This window comes from Alkaliphilus serpentinus, from assembly GCF_009017255.1.
Lineage (GTDB): Bacteria > Bacillota > Clostridia > Peptostreptococcales > Natronincolaceae > Alkaliphilus_D > Alkaliphilus_D serpentinus.
The window spans coordinates 13817-32698 of the sequence record NZ_WBZB01000002.1 but is presented as its reverse complement, the minus strand read 5'-3'; the positions used below and the strand labels follow the sequence as shown (position 1 = coordinate 32698).

Below are 18882 nucleotides of genomic sequence, written 5' to 3'. Positions count from 1 at the left end.
GTATTTCATAAGGAGGATTAAGGATGATTACCGTAAAAATAAATGGCTTTGAAGTAAAGGTTGAAAAGGATACAACCATACTGGAAGCTGCAAATAAAATTGGTATTAAAATTCCAACCTTTTGTCATGATCCAAGGCTAAGACCCCATGGATCTTGTAGAATCTGTACTGTTGAGGTAAAAGGAGGCAGGAATCTACCTACTGCCTGTACCACACCAGTCTTTGAGGGGATGGAGGTTGAAACTGAAAGCGAAGGTGTTGTAGAAGCACGAAAGGAAATTCTTGATTTATTGTTGGCAAACCATCCATTGGACTGTTTAACCTGTCAGCAAGCAGGAAGATGTGCTTTGCAGGACCTATGCTTTCAGTATGATGTAAAGGAAAGCTCCTATGGTGGTGCGAAAAAGGAGTTTGAAATAGATAATAGCAACCCCTTCTATTATAGCGATCAAAATAAATGTATACTATGTGGCAAATGTGTATATGTCTGTTCTCAACTACAATGCACCGATGCCATAGGCTTTGCAGAAAGGGGTTTCCCAACCCACATAGCTACACCCTTTAATCAGGGTTTAGAAGAATCCACCTGTGTTTCCTGTGGCAACTGTGTTTCCGTTTGTCCAGTAGGGGCCTTGGTGCCCAAGAGTAAAGAAAAGTTTAGATATTGGGAGACTTCCCCAGTTAGAACCACCTGCTCCTATTGTGGTGTAGGATGTCAGATGGATCTATTGGTTAAGGATAACAAGATTGTAGAAATTCAACCCGCCATGGGTCCCTCCAATGAAGGGCTCCTTTGTGTAAAGGGGAAATTCGCCTATAACTTTATTGGTCATCCAGATAGATTGAAGGCTCCTCTAATTAGGAAAAACGGGAAGCTAGAAGAAGGAACCTGGGAAGAGGCCTATGAATTAATTTCAAGTAAAATAGCGGAAGCTAAAGAAACCTTAGGACCCAACTCAGTTGCGGGTTTATCCTCAGCTAGATGTACAACAGAGGAAAACTATCTTCTTCAAAAGCTGATGAGGGCTGTGGTTGGCACCAATAATGTAGACCACTGTGCCCGTCTCTGACATAGTTCAACGGTTGCAGGTCTTGCAATCACACTAGGTAGTGGAGCTATGACAAATAGTATTCGTGAAGTGAAGAAGGCGGATGCTATATTCCTTACAGGATCTAATACAACAGAAAATCACCCTGTTATAGGGGCCCAAATTAAACAAGCCCTTAAAAAGGGAACAAAACTAATCGTTGCTGATCCTCGGGAAATTGAGTTGGCCAAATACGCTGATGTATTCTTGAAAATTAAGCCCGGTACCAGTATTGCCCTATCAAATGCCATGATGAATGTAATCATTGAAGAAGGCCTTCAAGATAAGGAATATATTAATGAAAAAACTGAGAATTTCGAAGAAACTGCTAAGCTGGTTGAGGGTTATACTCCTGAGAAGGTTGCAGAGGTTTGTGGGGTTGATCCAGAAGATATTAGAAGGGCTGCTAGAATCTATGCCCAAGCCGAAAGGGGAAGTATTGTCTACTGCATGGGTATAACTCAGCATCATAATGGAACAGAAAATGTAATGAGCTTATCTAACCTTGCGCTATTAACTGGGAACCTTGGAAGAGAAGGGACAGGTGTGAATCCTTTAAGGGGACAAAACAATGTTCAGGGTGCCTGTGATATGGGGGCCCTACCAAATGTATACCCCGGATATCAGCCCGTTACAAAGGCTGAAGTTGTAGAAAAATTTGAAAAGGCTTGGGGAGTTGACTTATCAAAGGAGGTTGGTTTGACAATTCCAGAGATTATGCATGGGGCTGAACACGGAGACATCAAGGTCCTGTATATTATGGGAGAAAATCCAATGGTATCTGATCCTGATACTGCCCATGTTGAAAAGGCCCTAAAGAAGACCTTCCTAGTGGTCCAGGACATCTTCTTAACAGAAACAGCAGAGTTGGCTGATGTGGTTTTACCTGCTGCTGCCTTTGCAGAGAAGGATGGAACCTTTGTAAATTCTGAAAGAAGGGTTCAAAAAATTAGAAAAGCCGTTAATGCACCTGGAGTTGCTAAAGCAGACTGGGTAATTCTGATGGAGCTTATGAATAAGCTTGGATACAACAAGGAATACAATAATCCCTCAGAAATATTTGAAGAGATCAGGATGGTTACTCCCCAATATGCTGGAATAACCTATGATAGAATCGATGCTGTTGGTATTCAGTGGCCATGTCCAACGGAGGATCATCCGGGAACAAAGATCCTTCATCAAGAAAGGTGTGGAAGGGGTGTGGGGTTATTCATGCCCGTTAGCTATTCCCCATCAGGAGAGCTTTCCGACGAGGAGTATCCTTTAGTTATGACCACTGGTAGAGTATTGTATCAATATCACACGAGAACCATGACTGGAAAAACCGAAGGATTAAATCAAAAGGCTCCAGAGAGCTATGTAGAAATCCATCCTAAGTTAGCTGAAGAGCTGGGTATAAATGATGGTGAAAGGGTGAAGGTTGCATCTAGAAGGGGTGCCATCGAGACGAAGGCCAAAATCACTGATATTGTTTCAGAGAAGGTTGTCTTTATTCCCTTCCACTGGGCAGAGGGTGCAGCCAATGTTTTAACCAACGGTTCTGTGTTAGATAAATATTCGAAAATACCAGAACTGAAGGTATGTGGAGTTAAAATTGAAAAACTAGCATAAGTTAAGAATGCGACAGGGGACGGTCAGTTTTCTCTGTCGCATTTTTCTTGTTTAATAGGAAAAAGTTCTCTTTTTTCCTATTAAATGGGGGATTTTAAGGGGGGGGTAACCCCCTTATTAAAGTAAGGAGAGGTGAGTTGTGTCACGAATAAGTGACACTATGCTACGAACGGCGTCGAGACGGTGAGACGACCGAAAACGAAGCGTCCTAGGGAACGCATGGGTTCTGTGGAAAACAAAAGCATTTTAACCATAGAAAGTTAACGCATGAAATGCTTTTGTTCTTACATGAAGAACCCTCCTCTGTCCTACTAACTATTTATGCTCAGTGTTCACTTGATATAGAGTTCCTTCTGTGAAATTGTGGTATAATCAAGTATATAATCTATCGAAGGGGTATCAAAACCATGAACAAAGGGATATTCACATTTTTTCTTGTAGTAGTTCTTATTTTTCCATTTTCCTATGAAGTCTATGGCAATGCTGCAGAACCGCCATCCATCGTTATTATTGTTCCTAATCCGCCTGTAGATTTGGTAATAAGCATAGAGGAAAATGGTAGTTTTGTAGAGGGACGAAAAACAAAGAAAATGAAAGAAAGTTACTATGCTTTTTATCTAGAAGATTTGAAGAATACCAAGAATTATAATATCAAGGTAGTTTCAGGTAACACCAGCTTTCAGATAGAAATAGATAACTCTCTTAAAACCTACAATAACGTATTTACCCTTAATTTAAAGGATCGATCTTTAACAGAGGGAAAATCCTTACCAAGGACTATTAAACTTGTTTCTCTAAGGGTGATGGTAACCCTTGTAATTGAAGGCCTCATATTCTTTTTACTGGGTTTTAGAAATAAAAGGTCTTGGTTAGCCTTTATTGTAATTAATCTCATTACCCAAGGAGGACTAAATATCTGGCTTAATGGTTCCTATCCTTGGGAAAGCTACCTTATATTTTCTCTCTTTTTTGGAGAACTATGGGTATTTATCGTGGAAGGGTTTGCCTTTAAGGCTTATGTCAAGGAGCATCATCCACAAAGAGTTTTTGCCTATGTCGTATTAGCCAATTTTGCCAGCTTAGTAGCAGGGGGGTATCTAATAACATTACTACCTGTATAGTTAATAAATGCCATTGGACTCTCTCCCCTATCCCCACTGTCCATTAATGTACTCCTCCATCCGACGATCATATTCAGCTTTGAAAAGCTCCTGGTGACCTTCCTCCCAGGTTGCTAGAGTTTTAAAAAGCTTTACGATATTTTTATCCTCTGCTTCCTCAGATTGTTTTTTATAGAATTCAGCATAATCCCTTTCAATAAGATAGGCCATTCTTAAAATGGTTAAGTCTGGGGTTAAGGAATCGTGAAGGCTCTGCTCAATATTCTCAGCTTCAAATCTTTTATCAAATAGATCTGCTTCACGGTTGCTATCTAAACTATAATCCTGTAGCTGATTAAACTTTATATAATAATTCAACTGTTCCTCTAAAAAGTGATAATGATCCAATTCAACTTCGGCAAGTCTTTCAAATAGCTCCTTTGCAGTAGCAGAAGAGAATCTTTCAGCATTTGTTTTGTAAAAATGATGACCCTGCTTTTCCATTTCCATGGCATACTTAAGGATGTTTATGTATTTTTGCATTTTAACTACTCCTTTCGACATAAAAAATATAATCTAATGTTGAATGTTAAATGTTGAATTGATGAAGAATTTGCCTAGCAAATTTCCAATTATAAATTACTAATTATTAATTATTAATTGTAATTTCATCTAATGTTATAATATAAATATATGTAAAGCATTGGAGCTGATGATATGGATGAAGTAAAAACCATTAAAATTCATAAAGTCTTTGAAGATACTGTTAATGAGGTAGATGATATTCTAGTTATAGAGTACCCATTTACCATATTTGTAAACGGTAATGAGTTTATTACCCTTCTTTGCACCCCCAAAGGCCTTGACTACCTATTAATAGGCTTTTTAGCCTCAGAGGGTTTCATAAAATCCATTGAGGATGTAATAGATATTCGAATTGATGAAGAAAAAGGACATGGATATATTAATATAAGAGAAGTTTCAGCTATAACTGAAAAGCTCTATGGAAAAAGAACGGTTACAACCGGCTGTGGTAAGGGAACCATTTTCTACAATGTTCTTGATTCATTGGGTACCCAAAAAATTAAAGGGAATGTAAGTATTGCCTTAGAGGAACTATACAGTCTTGTGGGTAGATTTAATCAAATGTCAACCCTCTTTAGAAATACTGGAGGAGTTCATAGTTGCTGCTTATGTGACGATAAAAACATTATTTTATTCCATGAGGATGTTGGAAGACACAACGCTCTAGATAAAATAATCGGAGAAGCTATCCTTAAAGAAATAAACTTGGGAGATAAGCTACTGATTACCAGCGGTAGAATATCCTCTGAGATGATAATAAAAACCAGCAAGAGGGAAATACCAGTTGTAATTTCAAGGTCAGCCCCTACTGAATTGACCTATAGTATAGCTAAGGAATTGGGGGTTACTCTAATAGGTTTCGCTAGAGGTAAGAAAATGAATATATATCATGACTTAAATAGAGTATCATTTTAAGCATAAAAATGCTATAATAAGAAAAACTGTTAAAAAATAATTATTATAAAAATAACAAATTTCCGAGCCTTACCTTCTAAGGACCACCATCTATGAAGAATGGCCGACGGGTTAAAGAAGAAATTCTTTTGCCTCCCTCTATTGGAAAGGAAATTAGCTGGAATTGATGAATTCGCCAGTCCTTTCAAGGACTGGCTTTTATATTGGATCTTGTATAAGGATGAAGGGGTGAAGGATGATGAAGGATATATATTCAAGAAGAATAAATTATATGAGGATATCTATAACAGACCTATGTAATTTAAGATGTCAATATTGCATGCCAGAGGAAGGCATTCGTAATAAAAAGCTCCATAAGGAAATCCTCACCTTTGAAGAAATCATATCAATAGTTGAAGCAGGAGCAAAGCTAGGGATTAATAAAATTAGAATAACTGGTGGAGAGCCATTGGTGAGAAGGGATATCCTTCAGCTAATAGATGGAGTAGCTGCCATTGATGGAGTTGACGATATCGCTTTAACAACCAATGGAATATTCCTAAAGGATATGGCCAAGGATTTAAAAAGGGCGGGCTTAAAACGAGTAAACATTAGTATTGATTCTTTAAAACCCAATAGGTTTAAGGAGATAACTAGGGGTGGGGATCTATATAAGGTATTAGATGGTATTCAAGAGGCAATAAATTTAGGGATGACCCCTATTAAGCTTAACACCGTTATCATTGGAGGCTTTAATGATGATGAAGTAGTAGATTTTGCTCAATTAACCTTGAAGGACGAAATCGATGTAAGATTCATAGAATTGATGCCGGTAGGAGAGGCAAGCCAATGGGCTACAGAGAGATTTATATCCAACCATGAGGTGAAGAAATCTATTGGAGAATTAATACCCATCCATGAAAAGACTTCAGGTCCAGCTGAATATTATCGGTTGCCAGAAGGAAAGGGAAGAGTTGGTTTTATCAACCCCATCAGTAGTCACTTTTGTGGAAGCTGTAATAGAATTAGACTTACCAGTGATGGAAGGCTGAAGCCCTGTCTCCACAGTAACCATGAAATAGATATTATGCAGGTTGTTAGAAACAATCCTCAGGAGATAGCTGAGGTCCTTAAGAATTCAATCATGCAAAAACCTGAAAGACACTTTTTATATTCAAATAGGCATGAGATTAGCAAAAGGAACATGTCGGAAATTGGGGGATAAGATGGGAAGAATCACTTATATATTTATTAAGGACACAGATAAAAAATTCATCCCCCTTAATGAAATACATGTAAATCCTAGAACCTTTGATGATAGTAAACCTAGACAGGTGAGTTTTATATCAGTAAGGGGCTATAATACCATTGAAAACAGTACTGAAAGAGGATTTTGTCATAATAAATTTGTAGGAAACTTTGTATTAGATGTCGATTTCCCGGGCAATATCAAAAAAAATGTACAAATTCATGTAGGAGATGCAGTCTTTCTAGTAGAGGAGTCTGGCAAAGATTGTCATAGAGATTGTCCTTTATTAAAGAAGGGTGACCCATGTAGTCTCAGGGATGAGATAGCCTTTGGAAGAATCCTTCATGAGGGTAGCGTTTGTGTTGGAGATGAAGGGATAATCAGAAGTAGAAGCTAATCTATCATAGATTGGCTTTAGTTTTTGGAAAAAAATCCTGTTTTTCTGTCCCCTTAGTATATCAGTATTCCTTAGGGAATAAAATTTAAGGGGAGGGGTATATATGAATTCATTAAGAAAGCTTCAAATTAAATTTTTATTGTTTATCTTGTTATTTATTTTTATTATTCTAGGTCCCTTTTACTTTTTCCGAAATAGGCCCCTTGAGGTGGATTTCAATGAATCTCAAGAAGAAACCTACTGGAGGGGCATCATATCCCTTTGGGATTATCCCAGATTAGATCGCTTAACGGGTACTCAGTATAGATGGATAAGGGAGAAAATTAATAGCTTTGAAAGAAAATATCCCGGAGTATATATAGATTTAACCCCTATTGATTGGGAGAAGGGGCCTGTGCAGCTGGAGACAGCCTTAAAGCTTGGGAATCCTCCAGATATACTACCTGTGGGAAGCGATTACACTATTATTGCCAGTGGCAAGCTGGAAGCCTTAGATCAATATATGACGGTAGATGAAATAAGGAGCTTTAGACAAGAGGCCATTAGGGCAGTTACCTATAACGGAAAGATTTTGGCTATGCCATGGATGATGAATACCTATGGCCTTCTATTAAATTTAGACATCTTTCAGCAACGGGGTGTAGAGCCACCCAAAGAGGGTATTTGGACCTATGAGGAATTTGTTGAAAAGCTTCAGCTACTAACCTTCGATAGTAAGGGTGGGGATCAAATAGACTATTATGGTTTCAATAGCTTTGTAAGTCCAGGCTATTATAATTTATGGGGGATTTTTTTAAGTGATGGGGCTACTGTAATTAATGAAGAACTAGCATATGTGTTTAACGGAGACTTAGCCATCAGTGGCCTAAATAAGGTGATGGATTTAAAGTATCAATATCATGTAACCCATCCAGCCTTCGGAGAGAATACCTCCAATCAAGTGTGGGAGTCCTTTTATAAGGATCAAAGAGTAGCTGTAATTCCATCGGGGACCTGGGCTTTAAACGTCCTTGAAAATCTTAGAAACAGCGGTAATGGATTTAGTTATGGAGTTGCATTATTTCCCACCGGAGCTTTAGGCAAACCTGTATCAATGAGCAACACCTTTGGGTCTTATGGAATTAGCCATCAAGAGGAGGAAGAGAAATTAAAAATGTGTGTTGCCTTTTTAAAGCATTTAGTTGAGGATGACCACCAGCAGCAACTGTATAGATTAGGGGTTTTTCCTGTGAAGAGTTCTGTAGGAAATATCTATATGGGAGATCCTATGATGTCCATGCTTTATACATCCTTGGAAAACACCATTATTATTCCACCCCATCCCTATTGGAAGGACATTGACGCCGCCTTGCAAAAGGAAATTCATCAGGGGCTTCTAGGGAAGAAGAATGTGCCTCAACTCCTAAAGGATGCTGAAGATAATATAAAAGCCCTAATAAACCTTAAAATGAGGAATTAACTACATGGAATTGACCCTTATTCTAAAAAAGTATATACTTGAAATAAATCGAAATGGATATAATAGATTGCAACCACTTAATAATAGGAGTGAATATACATGAATAAAGCCCAGCTGAGAAAGCAATTTATAGAAGTCATAAAGGAAGAGAATGTTCTACAGGATGAACCAATGAAAAATCATACCTCCTTTAAGATTGGGGGACCTGCAGATTTCTTATTACTACCGAAAACCATTGATGAAATCCAAGGTATTATACATATATGTAACGAAGAGGATATTGAGTATTTTGTAATGGGTAATGGTTCGAATCTTTTAATTAGCGACAAGGGTTTAAGACGTGTTGTAATAAAGATAGCCGAAAATTTTAATCAAATTACCCTTGAAGGTAATAAAATAATGGCCCAAGGGGGGATTCTTTTATCTACCCTATCGAAGCATGCCTTAAAGGCCAGCCTAAGTGGTTTGGAATTTGCCAGTGGCATACCGGGAACCTTAGGTGGTGCTGTAACCATGAATGCAGGAGCCTATGGCGGTGAAATGAAGGATGTTGTTAAACTTGTAAGGGCCCTTGATAAAAAGGGCAATGTTATTGACCTATCAATTGAAGAGATGGGAATGGGCTATAGAACCAGCATTATTCAGAAGGAAGGCTATATTGTACTGGAGGTGGAGATGGAGCTTCAGGAGAAGGAATATAGTCTTATTAAAGAAAAGGTAGATGATTTAAATTTTCAAAGAACCACAAAGCAGCCCCTCCATTTGCCAAGTGCAGGCAGTGTATTTAAAAGACCTGAGGGGTATTTTGCAGGAAAGCTAATTCAAGATAGCAATCTTAGAGGCTTCCGTATTGGCGGGGCCCAGGTTTCAGAGCTTCATTGTGGGTTTATAGTCAATGTAGGTAATGCAACAGCTAAGGATGTTATGGATTTAGTTAAGCACATTCAAAAAACAGTTAAGAATAACTTTGGAGTTGACCTTGAAACAGAGATAAAGCTAATAGGTGAGGAGTAATTTAATGACCATAGGAAGAAGGTGTTTTGATGAAGGCAGTAATCATTTCAGGTTTATCTGGTGCCGGCAAAAGCCAAGCTGTTAAACATATGGAGGATTTTGGCTTTTACTGTGTAGATAATCTACCACCAATATTAATCCCTAAGTTTATGGAACTATGTAATCAAACCCAGGGAAAAATTGAGAAAATTGCTCTGGTGATAGATATTAGAGGAGGCCTCTTTTTTAATGACCTCTCCAAAAGTCTTAAGGATTTACAGGATTTGGGTCATCAGTTTGAGGTACTATTTTTGGATGCCAGTGATGAAGTCTTAGTAAAACGTTTTAAAGAAACCAGAAGAAGTCACCCCCTTTCTCCGGAAGCCTCCATTAGTGAGGGAATAGAGAAGGAAAGGGAAATGCTAAAGGACTTAAAGAAAATGGCCAATAACATCATCGACACCACTCGATTAATACCTTCTCAGCTAAAGGAGGAGCTAAAAAGCATTTATATTGAGGGCAATGACTCTAATAATTTAATGATTTCTATAGTATCCTTCGGCTTTAAGCATGGCATCCCCATAGATTCTGACCTTGTTTTTGATGTGAGGTTTTTGCCGAATCCTTATTACGATGAAGAGCTTAGGGATTTTACTGGAGATGATGAGGTTATTAGAGATTATGTAATGAATTCACCGGTAAGCGTCACCTTTGTTAACAAGCTTTTTGATCTGATGGACTTCTTAATTCCCCATTATATAAAGGAAGGTAAAAACCAGCTGGTTTTGGCCATAGGCTGCACTGGAGGTAGGCATCGATCGGTAACCATCAGTCACCTAATGCATCAACAGCTTAAGGCCAAGGGCTATAGGGTTATTTTAAATCATAGGGACGCATTTATTGGTAAGGAAAGGAAAAAACAATAATGAAGTGGATTCAGTGGATGAGACCAGGGTTACAAGTAAAAAGATGGGCTCTAGTTGGCTTTTCGGGAATAATCCTAATGGCCTTGTCCTTTACTGTTTTAATGAGGGATTTCAAGTGGTCTTTTACCAATGGTACTGCTCTGTTGGTTGGAGTTGCAGGTGTAACCCTTACTATTTTTGGTTTTTATAAGGTTATGGCATCTATAATGAACATATTTTCTACAAGCATCTCAATTCAGGGGAGGGGTACGCCCCTGAAACCCAATCTTGTCCACGACATAAAGCTGAGGGCAAGAGGGCCAAAGGTAGTGGTAATTGGAGGAGGAACGGGATTATCTGTTTTGCTACGTGGACTTAAGCTATTCACTTCTAATATTACTGCTATTGTAACAGTGGCCGATGATGGTGGCGGCTCTGGGAAGCTTAGAGAGGATTTAGGAATGCTTCCGCCAGGGGACATCAGAAACTGTATACTGGCCCTTGCTGAGATGGAGCCCACAATGGAGAAACTGCTACAATATAGATTTGAGGAAGGGTCTTTGAAGGGTCAAAGCTTTGGAAATCTGTTTATAGCCTCTATGAATGGTATAAGTAACAATTTTGAAGATGCAGTAAAAAGCATGAGTGAGGTTTTAGCTGTAAGGGGCCAGGTTTTACCAGTAACCTTAGAAAATGTAACCCTTTATGCAAAACTGGAAAATGGAAGGATCATAAAGGGAGAATCCAATATCCCCTATAAGAGTCTAGAGGACAAGAGTCCTATTGAAAGGGTGTTTATTAAGCCAAAGGAATCAGAAGCCGTTGGAGATGCTGTTGAAGCAATCCTGAATGCAGATATAGTGGTTCTTGGTCCAGGAAGCCTATACACCAGTATAATACCTAATCTACTAATTAAGAATATAAGAAACAGCCTTTTAAATACAGAAGCCATAAAGGTTTATATTCCCAACGTTATGACACAGCCTGGCGAAACCGACGGATATGGGGCCTATAAGCATGTAGAGGCCTTATATAATCATTGTAGTGGCCTTAGCTTAGATTATGTAATTGTTAACACTGGGGATATACCTAAGGAGGTAAGGGAAAAATACCTTTTGGAAGGAGCTAAGCTAATTGGTTTCTCAGAAGAAGATGGAAATTCATTAAAATCGAAGGATATTGATATTATTCAAGATAATTTAATCGAGATTAAGAAGGATTATGTCAGACATGATGCTATTAAGCTATCAAAGATTATCGTAAGGCTGGTAAAGGGGTAGCAAGAATACAGGTAATAGGTAATACTATTATAGTTTTATTAAATTCAAAATTTTTAGAAGGAATTTTAGAATAATTGTAGAATTCATAAAATGACAAAAAATTTTAAGTAGTAAAAAATTTTAATAAATCAAATGATAGGAGGATGAAATATGTACGACAGAAAGGCAGAGCCCTATAAAATTAAAATGGTTGAGCCAATAAAGCTAATCCCTAGGGAAGAAAGGGAAACTAGAATAAAGGAAGTTGGCTATAATCAATTTGCATTAAGGGCAGAGGATATCTATATTGACCTTTTAACCGATAGTGGAACAGGAGCCATGAGCGATTGGCAGTGGGCAGGCATCATGATGGGTGATGAATCCTATGCAGGCAGCAGAAACTTTTATAACCTAGAGAAGAGTGTAAATGATATTATTGGTTACAAATATTTTGTTCCAACCCATCAAGGAAGAGGCGCCGAAAATGTACTATTCCCCCTTTTGATCAAACAAAAGGGCCACTATGTTCTAGGAAATATGCATTTTGACACTACTAAAGCACACATAGAGCTAAAGGGTGGTAGAGCTGTTAATTTTGTTATAGAGGATGCATACGATACAGAAACCGAGCATCCCTTTAAAGGAAACTTTGATTTAGAAAAGCTTGAGGCCTTTATTAAGGAAAAGGGTGTTGAGAATTGCTCCTTTATTTTAGTTACTGTAACCTGTAACAGTGCTGGTGGGCAGCCTGTTTCAATGGAGAATATCAAGGGAGTTAAAGAAATTGGAGATCGTTATGGTTTAAGGGTCTTCTTTGATGCAGCTAGATTTGCTGAAAATGCCTATTTTATTAAGCAAAGAGAAAAGGGCTATGAAAATAAAACTGTAGCTGAGATTATTTTAGAAATGTTTAGCTATGGTGATGGGTTAACTATGAGTGCCAAAAAAGATGGTATCGTAAATATGGGCGGTATGGTTGCTATTAAGGATGATGAAGAGCTATATACAATGGTTCGATCAATGGTTGTTCCAATAGAAGGCTTCCCAACCTATGGTGGATTATCCGGTAGAGATATGGAGGCCTTGGCAAGGGGCTTAAGGGAAGTAGTGGAAGAGGATTACTTAGAAAATAGAATTGGTCAGATAGAATACCTTGGTCAAAGATTAATTGATGCAGGTATACCTATTCAAAGACCAGTAGGAGGACATGCGGTTTTTGTTGATTGTAAGAAATTTTGTCCCCATATCCCTTATTATCAGTTCCCTGCCCAAGCTGTATGTGTTGAGCTATATAAAGAAGCTGGCGTAAGGGCAGTTGAAATTGGATCCTTCTTATTAGGAAGAGACCCTGAGACAGGAGAACATTTAGAATCTCCTATGGAACTATTAAGATTAACTATTCCAAGACGAGTTTACACTGATAGACATATGGATGTAGTTGCTGATGCATTAATTGAAATTTGGAAAAGAAGAGATACCTTAAAGGGCTTTGAATTTACATATGAGCCTGAGGTATTAAGACATTTTACAGCAAAGCTTAAGCCAGTTGAATAATCAATTTCTAAGCCATGGGAAGACCCATGGCTTTCCCTTTATATATATCATGTTGAAATCATCTAAGTAATATGATAATTTAATTATATACTTAAATAAGACTTGATAAAATTACATAAAAGCAGAAGCACTGGAAGATGAAAGACAAAGGAGTGGAGAAGGTGCGGGAAGAAGTTAGTTCAGGTGGAGTAGTGATTTTTGGCAATGCCATTTTAATGCTAAAAAAATATAATGGAGATTGGGTTCTACCAAAAGGGAAGGTAGAAATTGATGAGGATTATGAGCAAACAGCTATAAGAGAGGTCCTTGAAGAGGCTGGTGTTAAGGTAGAGGTAATACAGTACCTTGGAAAAATCCACTACACCTATAAGAATAGCTGGGAGGATAATGATAAAATAAGTAAAACCGTTCATTGGTTTCTGATGCAATCAAGAAGTATCAATTGTACACCCCAAAAAGAAGAGGGCTTTATTGAGGCAAAATTCATACATATTAATCGAGTGGTAGACCTAGCCAAATATACTGATGAAAAGGATATTATTAAAAAAGCCATTGAAGAATATACAAAGACCTCACCAGAGAAGTGAGGTCTTATTAGGGTTTAGCGGGGCTGGAAGGTTGTACAAAGGGCTTCTTTTGAATTAGATGCTCCGCTGCCCTGTAGAGGATTTACTTCTAGTTTAGGAGCAAAGCAATAGTCATTCTCATTAAACTTACAGTTGTGGACATGACACATAACTTCCATAGATGGATGCTGCTGATTCATAAAACACACCTCCATTTTTTTAATATCCTTCAAATTTATTATTGGCTAAAAGGAAAGGATTTATAATTTCAAAATTTTTATGGTCCAATATGGGAAAAATAAATCAATATTCATAAAAAGGTAGTGAAGAAAATGTCTTTTTCATCAAAAACTAAAGGAGAATTAGCTAGAATCCTTGACGATAACAAATGCTGTCAATTAGCAGAACTGGCGGCTCTTATAAGGATGAGCGGAACCCTTCAATTGGCGGGAAGTCAAAAATTGAATTTAAATATCACAACAGAAAATCCAGCCATTGCTAGAAAGATTTTTAAACTTATAAAAGAGGTTTTTTCTATCCACACAGAGGTGATGGTGAGAAGAAATCCAAGACTTAAAAAAAATAACAATTATCTAATTGTCATTACCCATCAAATGGGTGGAGATTTAATTCTTGAAAAGGTAGGGATTTTAAAAAAATTTGAAGATTCCTTTGATATAACCTATGAGATTCCTCCATCCATCATAAAGAATAATTGTTGCAAAAGAGCTTATCTTAGGGGAGCCTTCCTAGGAGGTGGATCAGTTTGTGATCCGGAAAAAACCTATCATTTAGAGTTTGTCACCAATAGTAAAGAGCATAGTGAGGTTTTGAAAAGGGTTATGGAAGAATTTCAGCTCACTGCAAAGATTATCCCAAGGAAGGGTAGTTTTGTAGTCTATTTAAAGGAGGGGGATCAAGTGGTGGACCTATTAAATATCATTGGTGCCCATACAGCCCTTCTGAATTTGGAAAATGTAAGAATTATGAAGCAGATGAGAAATGATATTAATAGAATCGTCAATTGTGAGACAGCAAACTTAAGTAAAACCGTAAATGCTTCTATGAGACAAATAGAAAATATTGAGATGATTAAGGATCAGGTAGGGCTTAATAAGCTTCCAGAAAATTTAAGGGAGATCGCTGAATTGAGATTGAAAAATCAAGATGCCAGCCTAAAGGAACTGGGACAAATGCTTAATCCTCCCATTGGAAAATCGGGGGTAAACCATAGGCTAAGGAAAATAGACGAATTTGCAGATAGAATAAGACATAAATAACAAAAAAACAGGATCCTCTCCTGTTTTTTTATATTTATTGCGAATTTTTAAAAAAATTCGCAATAAATTCTATCCTGTAGACGATATGGTGACGGTGGATTGATATAATAAAAAATGTAGTGGTAGGGCATAAAATCATAAATTTTATGTAGACTACCAAATAGAAATAGGTTTATAAAAATATTTAAATAAAGAAAGGATGAACTACATATGTCAAAGTATCTAAGTGATATCGAAATTGCACAACAGGCAACCATGAAGCCCATTGCTAATGTAGCTAAGGAATGGGGAATTTTAGAGGATGAATTAGAGTTGTACGGAAAGTATAAAGCTAAAATCAATCCAGAAATTTTTGACCGTTTAAAGGATAAGCCAGATGGAAAGCTAATTCTAGTTACTGCCATCAACCCAACTCCAGCTGGTGAAGGAAAATCAACAACCACCGTTGGTCTTGGACAAGCCCTAAACAAAATCGGTAAGAAAACCGTTATCGCCTTAAGGGAACCATCTTTAGGGCCAGTATTTGGTGTAAAGGGTGGAGCAGCAGGTGGTGGTTATGCACAGGTAGTTCCAATGGAGGATATTAACCTTCACTTCACTGGAGACTTCCATGCCATTACTTCAGCAAATAACTTATTATCAGCAGCTATAGATAACCATATCCACCAGGGAAATAAGTTAGGTATTGATTTCAATCAAATCGTTTGGAAGCGTGTACTAGATATGAATGATAGAGCCCTACGTGAAGTAATCGTAGGTTTAGGTGGAAAATCCAATGGCTATACAAGACAAGATGGATTTATGATTTCCGTTGCTTCTGAGGTTATGGCTGTTTTATGTCTATCTAATGACCTAATGGACTTAAGAGAAAGACTTGGAAAGATGATTGTAGCTTATAACTATGAGGGTAAGGCGGTTACTGCAGCAGAATTAAACGTTCACGGAGCTATGGCAATGCTTCTTAAGGATGCAATAAAGCCTAATTTGGTTCAAACCCTTGAAAATACTCCTGCATTAATCCATGGTGGGCCTTTTGCCAATATTGCCCATGGTTGTAACAGTATCATGGCTACTAAGCTTGGATTAAAGCTTGGAGATTACTTAGTAACAGAGGCAGGCTTCGGAGCTGATCTAGGAGCTGAAAAATTCCTAGATATCAAGTGTAGATATGGTAACCTTAAGCCTTCAGCTGTTGTAATCGTTGCTACTATCAGAGCATTAAAAATGCATGGGGGTGTTGCCAAGGCTGATCTTGGTCAAGAAAATCTTGAGGCTTTAAAGGCCGGCTTTGTTAACCTACAAAAGCAGGTTGAAAATATAAGAAAGTTCGGTTTAAAAGCATTAGTTGCTGTTAATAAATTCGTAGCTGATACAGAGGCTGAGGTAGAGCAATTAATTTCCCTTTGTCAGGAGGCAGGAATCAACGTTGCCCTTAATGAAGTTTGGGCTAATGGTGGAGAAGGCGGAAGAGAAATGGCTGAAGAACTTGTTAAAATGGTTGAAGCGGGTGAATCCAACTTTAAGACATTGTATGCTTCAGAAGAATCTATCCCTGCTAAGGTAGAAAGAATCGTTAAGGAAATCTACGGCGGAGATGGAGTGGACTTTACACCAAAGGCTAAGAAGGAAATTAAGAAGCTTGAAGAGCTTGGCCTAGATAAAATGCCAATCTGTATGGCGAAAACTCAATATTCTTTATCAGATAACCCAGCATTATTGGGTGCACCAAAGGGCTTTAGAATTACAGTTAGAGAAGTAAGAGTATCGGCAGGAGCAGGGTTTATCGTGTGCTTAACCGGAGAAGTAATGACAATGCCTGGATTACCTAAGGTGCCTGCTGCTGAGAATATGGATGTTGATAAGGAAGGAAAGATTTCTGGTTTATTCTAAGATGCTTTATTGAAAGGGGAGAGGTGTATGATTAATAACACCGTCATTAGTGAGGCTATGACCATTAAGCTAGACAATCAACTTCCAGAAATGCCTCCATTTGTAGAGGGTATTAGAAGGGCTCCTGATAGGGGATTTAAGCTATCTCCACAGCAGACGGAGATTGCTTTAAAAAATGCTTTAAGGTATATCCCTGAGGAACTTCATGAGACCTTAGCTCCAGAGTTTATGGAGGAGCTAACCACTCTTGGAAGAATTTATGGCTATCGATTTCGACCCCATGGTAACATAAAGGCTAAGTCAATCCATGAATATAAAGGAAAATGCCTGGAAGGTAAAGCCTTCCAGGTAATGATTGACAACAATCTAGATTTTGATGTTGCCCTATACCCATATGAGCTGATAACCTATGGGGAGACCGGGAAGGTATGTCAAAATTGGATGCAATATCAATTGATTAAGAAATATCTAGAAAACTTAACCACTGAAGAAACCTTAGTGGTTATGTCAGGACATCCATTGGGATTATTTAAGTCATCCCCTATTAGCCCAAGGGTTATTATAACCAATGCCTTAATGATTGGAATGTTTGATAACATCAAGGATTGGGATATTGCTGAGCAGATGGGAGTTGCCAGCTATGGACAAATGACAGCAGGAGGTTGGATGTATATTGGACCCCAAGGAATTGTTCATGGTACCTTTAATACCCTCCTGAATGCCGGACGAAAAAAGCTGGGCTTAGGACAAGATGAAGACCTAAAGGGAAAGATATTTGTCTCCTCAGGCTTAGGAGGAATGAGTGGAGCTCAACCAAAGGCAATAGAAATCGCCAATGGTATTGGTATCATTGCTGAGGTAGATCCATCAAGAATTGAAACAAGACATCAGCAGGGCTGGGTTCAAATGGTTTCAGCTGACTTAAGGGAAGTATTTAAGCTGGCATTGGAATATAAGGAGAAGAAGGAGCCCATCTCCATTGCTTATCATGGTAACATTATAGATTTACTGCAATATGCAGTAGATAATCACATAAGTATTGACTTATTATCTGACCAAACCTCCTGTCATGCAGTATATGAGGGTGGCTATTGTCCTCAAGGAATCACCTTTGAAGAAAGGACAAAAATGCTTAAGTCAGATAGAGATGGATTCATTAAAATGGTTGATGAATCCTTGGCAAAGCACTTTTATTTAATTAAAGAGCTGGTTAATAGAGGAACCTATTTCTTTGACTATGGTAATGCCTTTATGAAGGCAATATATGACGCTGGAGTAAAGGAAATATCCAAAAATGGTGTAGATGAAAAGGATGGATTTATTTTCCCTTCCTATGTCGAAGATATTATGGGACCTGAGCTTTTTGATTATGGCTATGGACCCTTCCGATGGGTATGCTTAAGCGGTAATCATGAGGATTTGGTAAAAACAGATAAGGCTGCAATGGATTGCATTGATCCCAATAGACGTGGACAGGATAGAGATAATTATGTTTGGATTAGAGATGCAGAAGAAAACCAACTTGTAGTAGGAACTCAAGCAAGAATCCTTTATCAGGACGCAGAGGGTAGAACCAGAATCGCTCTAAAGTTCAATGAAATGGTTAGAAATGGTGAAGTAGGACCGATTATGCTGGGTAGAGATCACCATGATGTAAGTGGAACGGATTCACCCTTTAGAGAAACCGCTAATATAAAAGATGGAAGTAATGTTATGGCAGAAATGGCTACCCAGTGCTTTGCTGGAAATGCTGCAAGGGGAATGAGTTTAATAGCCCTCCATAACGGTGGTGGAGTAGGTATTGGTAAATCTATTAATGGTGGCTTCGGAATGGTTCTGGATGGAAGTGAAAGAGTTGATAGAATCTTAAGCTCTGCAATGCCATGGGATGTAATGGGTGGAGTTGCAAGAAGGGCTTGGGCTAGAAACGAAAACTCCATTACCACCAGTATTGAATTTAACAAGACACAAAATAACGGACATATCACTTTACCCTATATACCAAAGGATCAATTGGTGAAATCTCTAGTTGAAAAAGCATTTAAGAAATAA

At 38.1% G+C, this 18882-nt stretch carries 17 protein-coding genes and 1 riboswitch; of the genes, 15 read left to right on the top strand and 2 right to left on the bottom strand.

The genetic code is table 11. From position 1 onward, the window contains the following. Positions 1-23: 23 nt before the first annotated feature. Both fdhF and F8153_RS00280 read left to right on the top strand, forming a co-directional pair. Entirely contained in the window at positions 24-2699 is a 2676-nt protein-coding gene (gene fdhF, locus F8153_RS00285; RefSeq protein ID WP_151864343.1) for a formate dehydrogenase subunit alpha, read from the top strand. Positions 2700-3106: 407 nt separating this feature from the next. Beyond that, the gene (locus F8153_RS00280; RefSeq protein ID WP_151864342.1) at positions 3107-3820 is read left to right on the top strand and encodes a hypothetical protein; all 714 of its coding nucleotides are present in this window, start codon (positions 3107-3109) and stop codon (positions 3818-3820) included. 27 nt (positions 3821-3847) lie between these two features. On the opposite strand, the gene F8153_RS00275 is transcribed toward F8153_RS00280, so the two are convergent. Beyond that, positions 3848-4342, bottom strand: coding sequence for a ferritin-like domain-containing protein (locus tag F8153_RS00275; RefSeq protein ID WP_151864341.1), 495 nt, complete (start codon positions 4340-4342; stop codon positions 3848-3850). A gap of 174 nt (positions 4343-4516) precedes the next feature. On the opposite strand from F8153_RS00275, the gene fdhD reads away from it, so the two are divergent. The 10 genes from fdhD to F8153_RS00230 all read left to right on the top strand — a co-directional run bounded on the left by fdhD (position 4517) and on the right by F8153_RS00230 (position 13681). After that, entirely contained in the window at positions 4517-5299 is a 783-nt protein-coding gene (fdhD, locus tag F8153_RS00270; RefSeq protein ID WP_151864340.1) for a formate dehydrogenase accessory sulfurtransferase FdhD, read from the top strand. 48 nt (positions 5300-5347) lie between these two features. Next, positions 5348-5467: riboswitch (molybdenum cofactor riboswitch) on the top strand. After that, positions 5441-5599, top strand: a complete 159-nt coding sequence (locus F8153_RS15875) for a hypothetical protein (protein WP_192929579.1) — start codon at positions 5441-5443, stop codon at positions 5597-5599. It overlaps the preceding riboswitch by 27 nt. Continuing rightward, positions 5571-6503 carry a GTP 3',8-cyclase MoaA gene (gene moaA, locus F8153_RS00265; RefSeq protein WP_330577579.1) on the top strand — a complete coding sequence of 311 codons (933 nt, stop codon included), beginning with the start codon at positions 5571-5573 and terminating at the stop codon, positions 6501-6503. The genes F8153_RS15875 and moaA overlap by 29 nt, the downstream gene beginning before the upstream one ends. Before the next feature lies 1 nt (position 6504). Next, the gene (locus F8153_RS00260) at positions 6505-6924 is read left to right on the top strand and encodes a hypothetical protein (protein WP_151864338.1); all 420 of its coding nucleotides are present in this window, start codon (positions 6505-6507) and stop codon (positions 6922-6924) included. A 103-nt stretch (positions 6925-7027) separates the two neighbouring features. Next, a complete protein-coding gene (locus tag F8153_RS00255; protein ID WP_151864337.1) occupies positions 7028-8383 on the top strand; it encodes an ABC transporter substrate-binding protein in 1356 nt (451 codons plus the stop codon). A gap of 99 nt (positions 8384-8482) precedes the next feature. Next, positions 8483-9397 carry a UDP-N-acetylmuramate dehydrogenase gene (murB, locus tag F8153_RS00250; RefSeq protein WP_151864336.1) on the top strand — a complete coding sequence of 305 codons (915 nt, stop codon included), beginning with the start codon at positions 8483-8485 and terminating at the stop codon, positions 9395-9397. 29 nt (positions 9398-9426) lie between these two features. Further along, a complete protein-coding gene (gene rapZ, locus F8153_RS00245; protein ID WP_151864335.1) occupies positions 9427-10302 on the top strand; it encodes an RNase adapter RapZ in 876 nt (291 codons plus the stop codon). Next, entirely contained in the window at positions 10302-11561 is a 1260-nt protein-coding gene (locus F8153_RS00240) for a gluconeogenesis factor YvcK family protein (protein WP_151864334.1), read from the top strand. Before rapZ ends, F8153_RS00240 begins: the two co-directional genes overlap by 1 nt. Positions 11562-11711: 150 nt before the next feature. Continuing rightward, entirely contained in the window at positions 11712-13094 is a 1383-nt protein-coding gene (locus F8153_RS00235; protein WP_151864333.1) for a tryptophanase, read from the top strand. 161 nt (positions 13095-13255) lie between these two features. Further along, positions 13256-13681: an NUDIX hydrolase gene (locus tag F8153_RS00230; protein WP_151864390.1), complete on the top strand. Its 426-nt coding sequence runs from the start codon at positions 13256-13258 to the stop codon at positions 13679-13681. A gap of 14 nt (positions 13682-13695) precedes the next feature. On the opposite strand, the gene F8153_RS00225 is transcribed toward F8153_RS00230, so the two are convergent. Next, positions 13696-13860 carry a DUF1540 domain-containing protein gene (locus tag F8153_RS00225; RefSeq protein WP_151864332.1) on the bottom strand — a complete coding sequence of 55 codons (165 nt, stop codon included), beginning with the start codon at positions 13858-13860 and terminating at the stop codon, positions 13696-13698. Positions 13861-13992: 132 nt separating this feature from the next. Between F8153_RS00225 and whiA the strand changes: the two genes are divergently transcribed. From whiA to F8153_RS00210, 3 genes are all read left to right on the top strand, one after another. Next, a complete protein-coding gene (gene whiA / locus F8153_RS00220) occupies positions 13993-14940 on the top strand; it encodes a DNA-binding protein WhiA (RefSeq protein WP_151864331.1) in 948 nt (315 codons plus the stop codon). A gap of 210 nt (positions 14941-15150) precedes the next feature. Next, positions 15151-16830, top strand: coding sequence for a formate--tetrahydrofolate ligase (locus F8153_RS00215; protein ID WP_151864330.1), 1680 nt, complete (start codon positions 15151-15153; stop codon positions 16828-16830). A gap of 27 nt (positions 16831-16857) precedes the next feature. Beyond that, positions 16858-18882, top strand: a complete 2025-nt coding sequence (locus F8153_RS00210; RefSeq protein WP_151864329.1) for a urocanate hydratase — start codon at positions 16858-16860, stop codon at positions 18880-18882.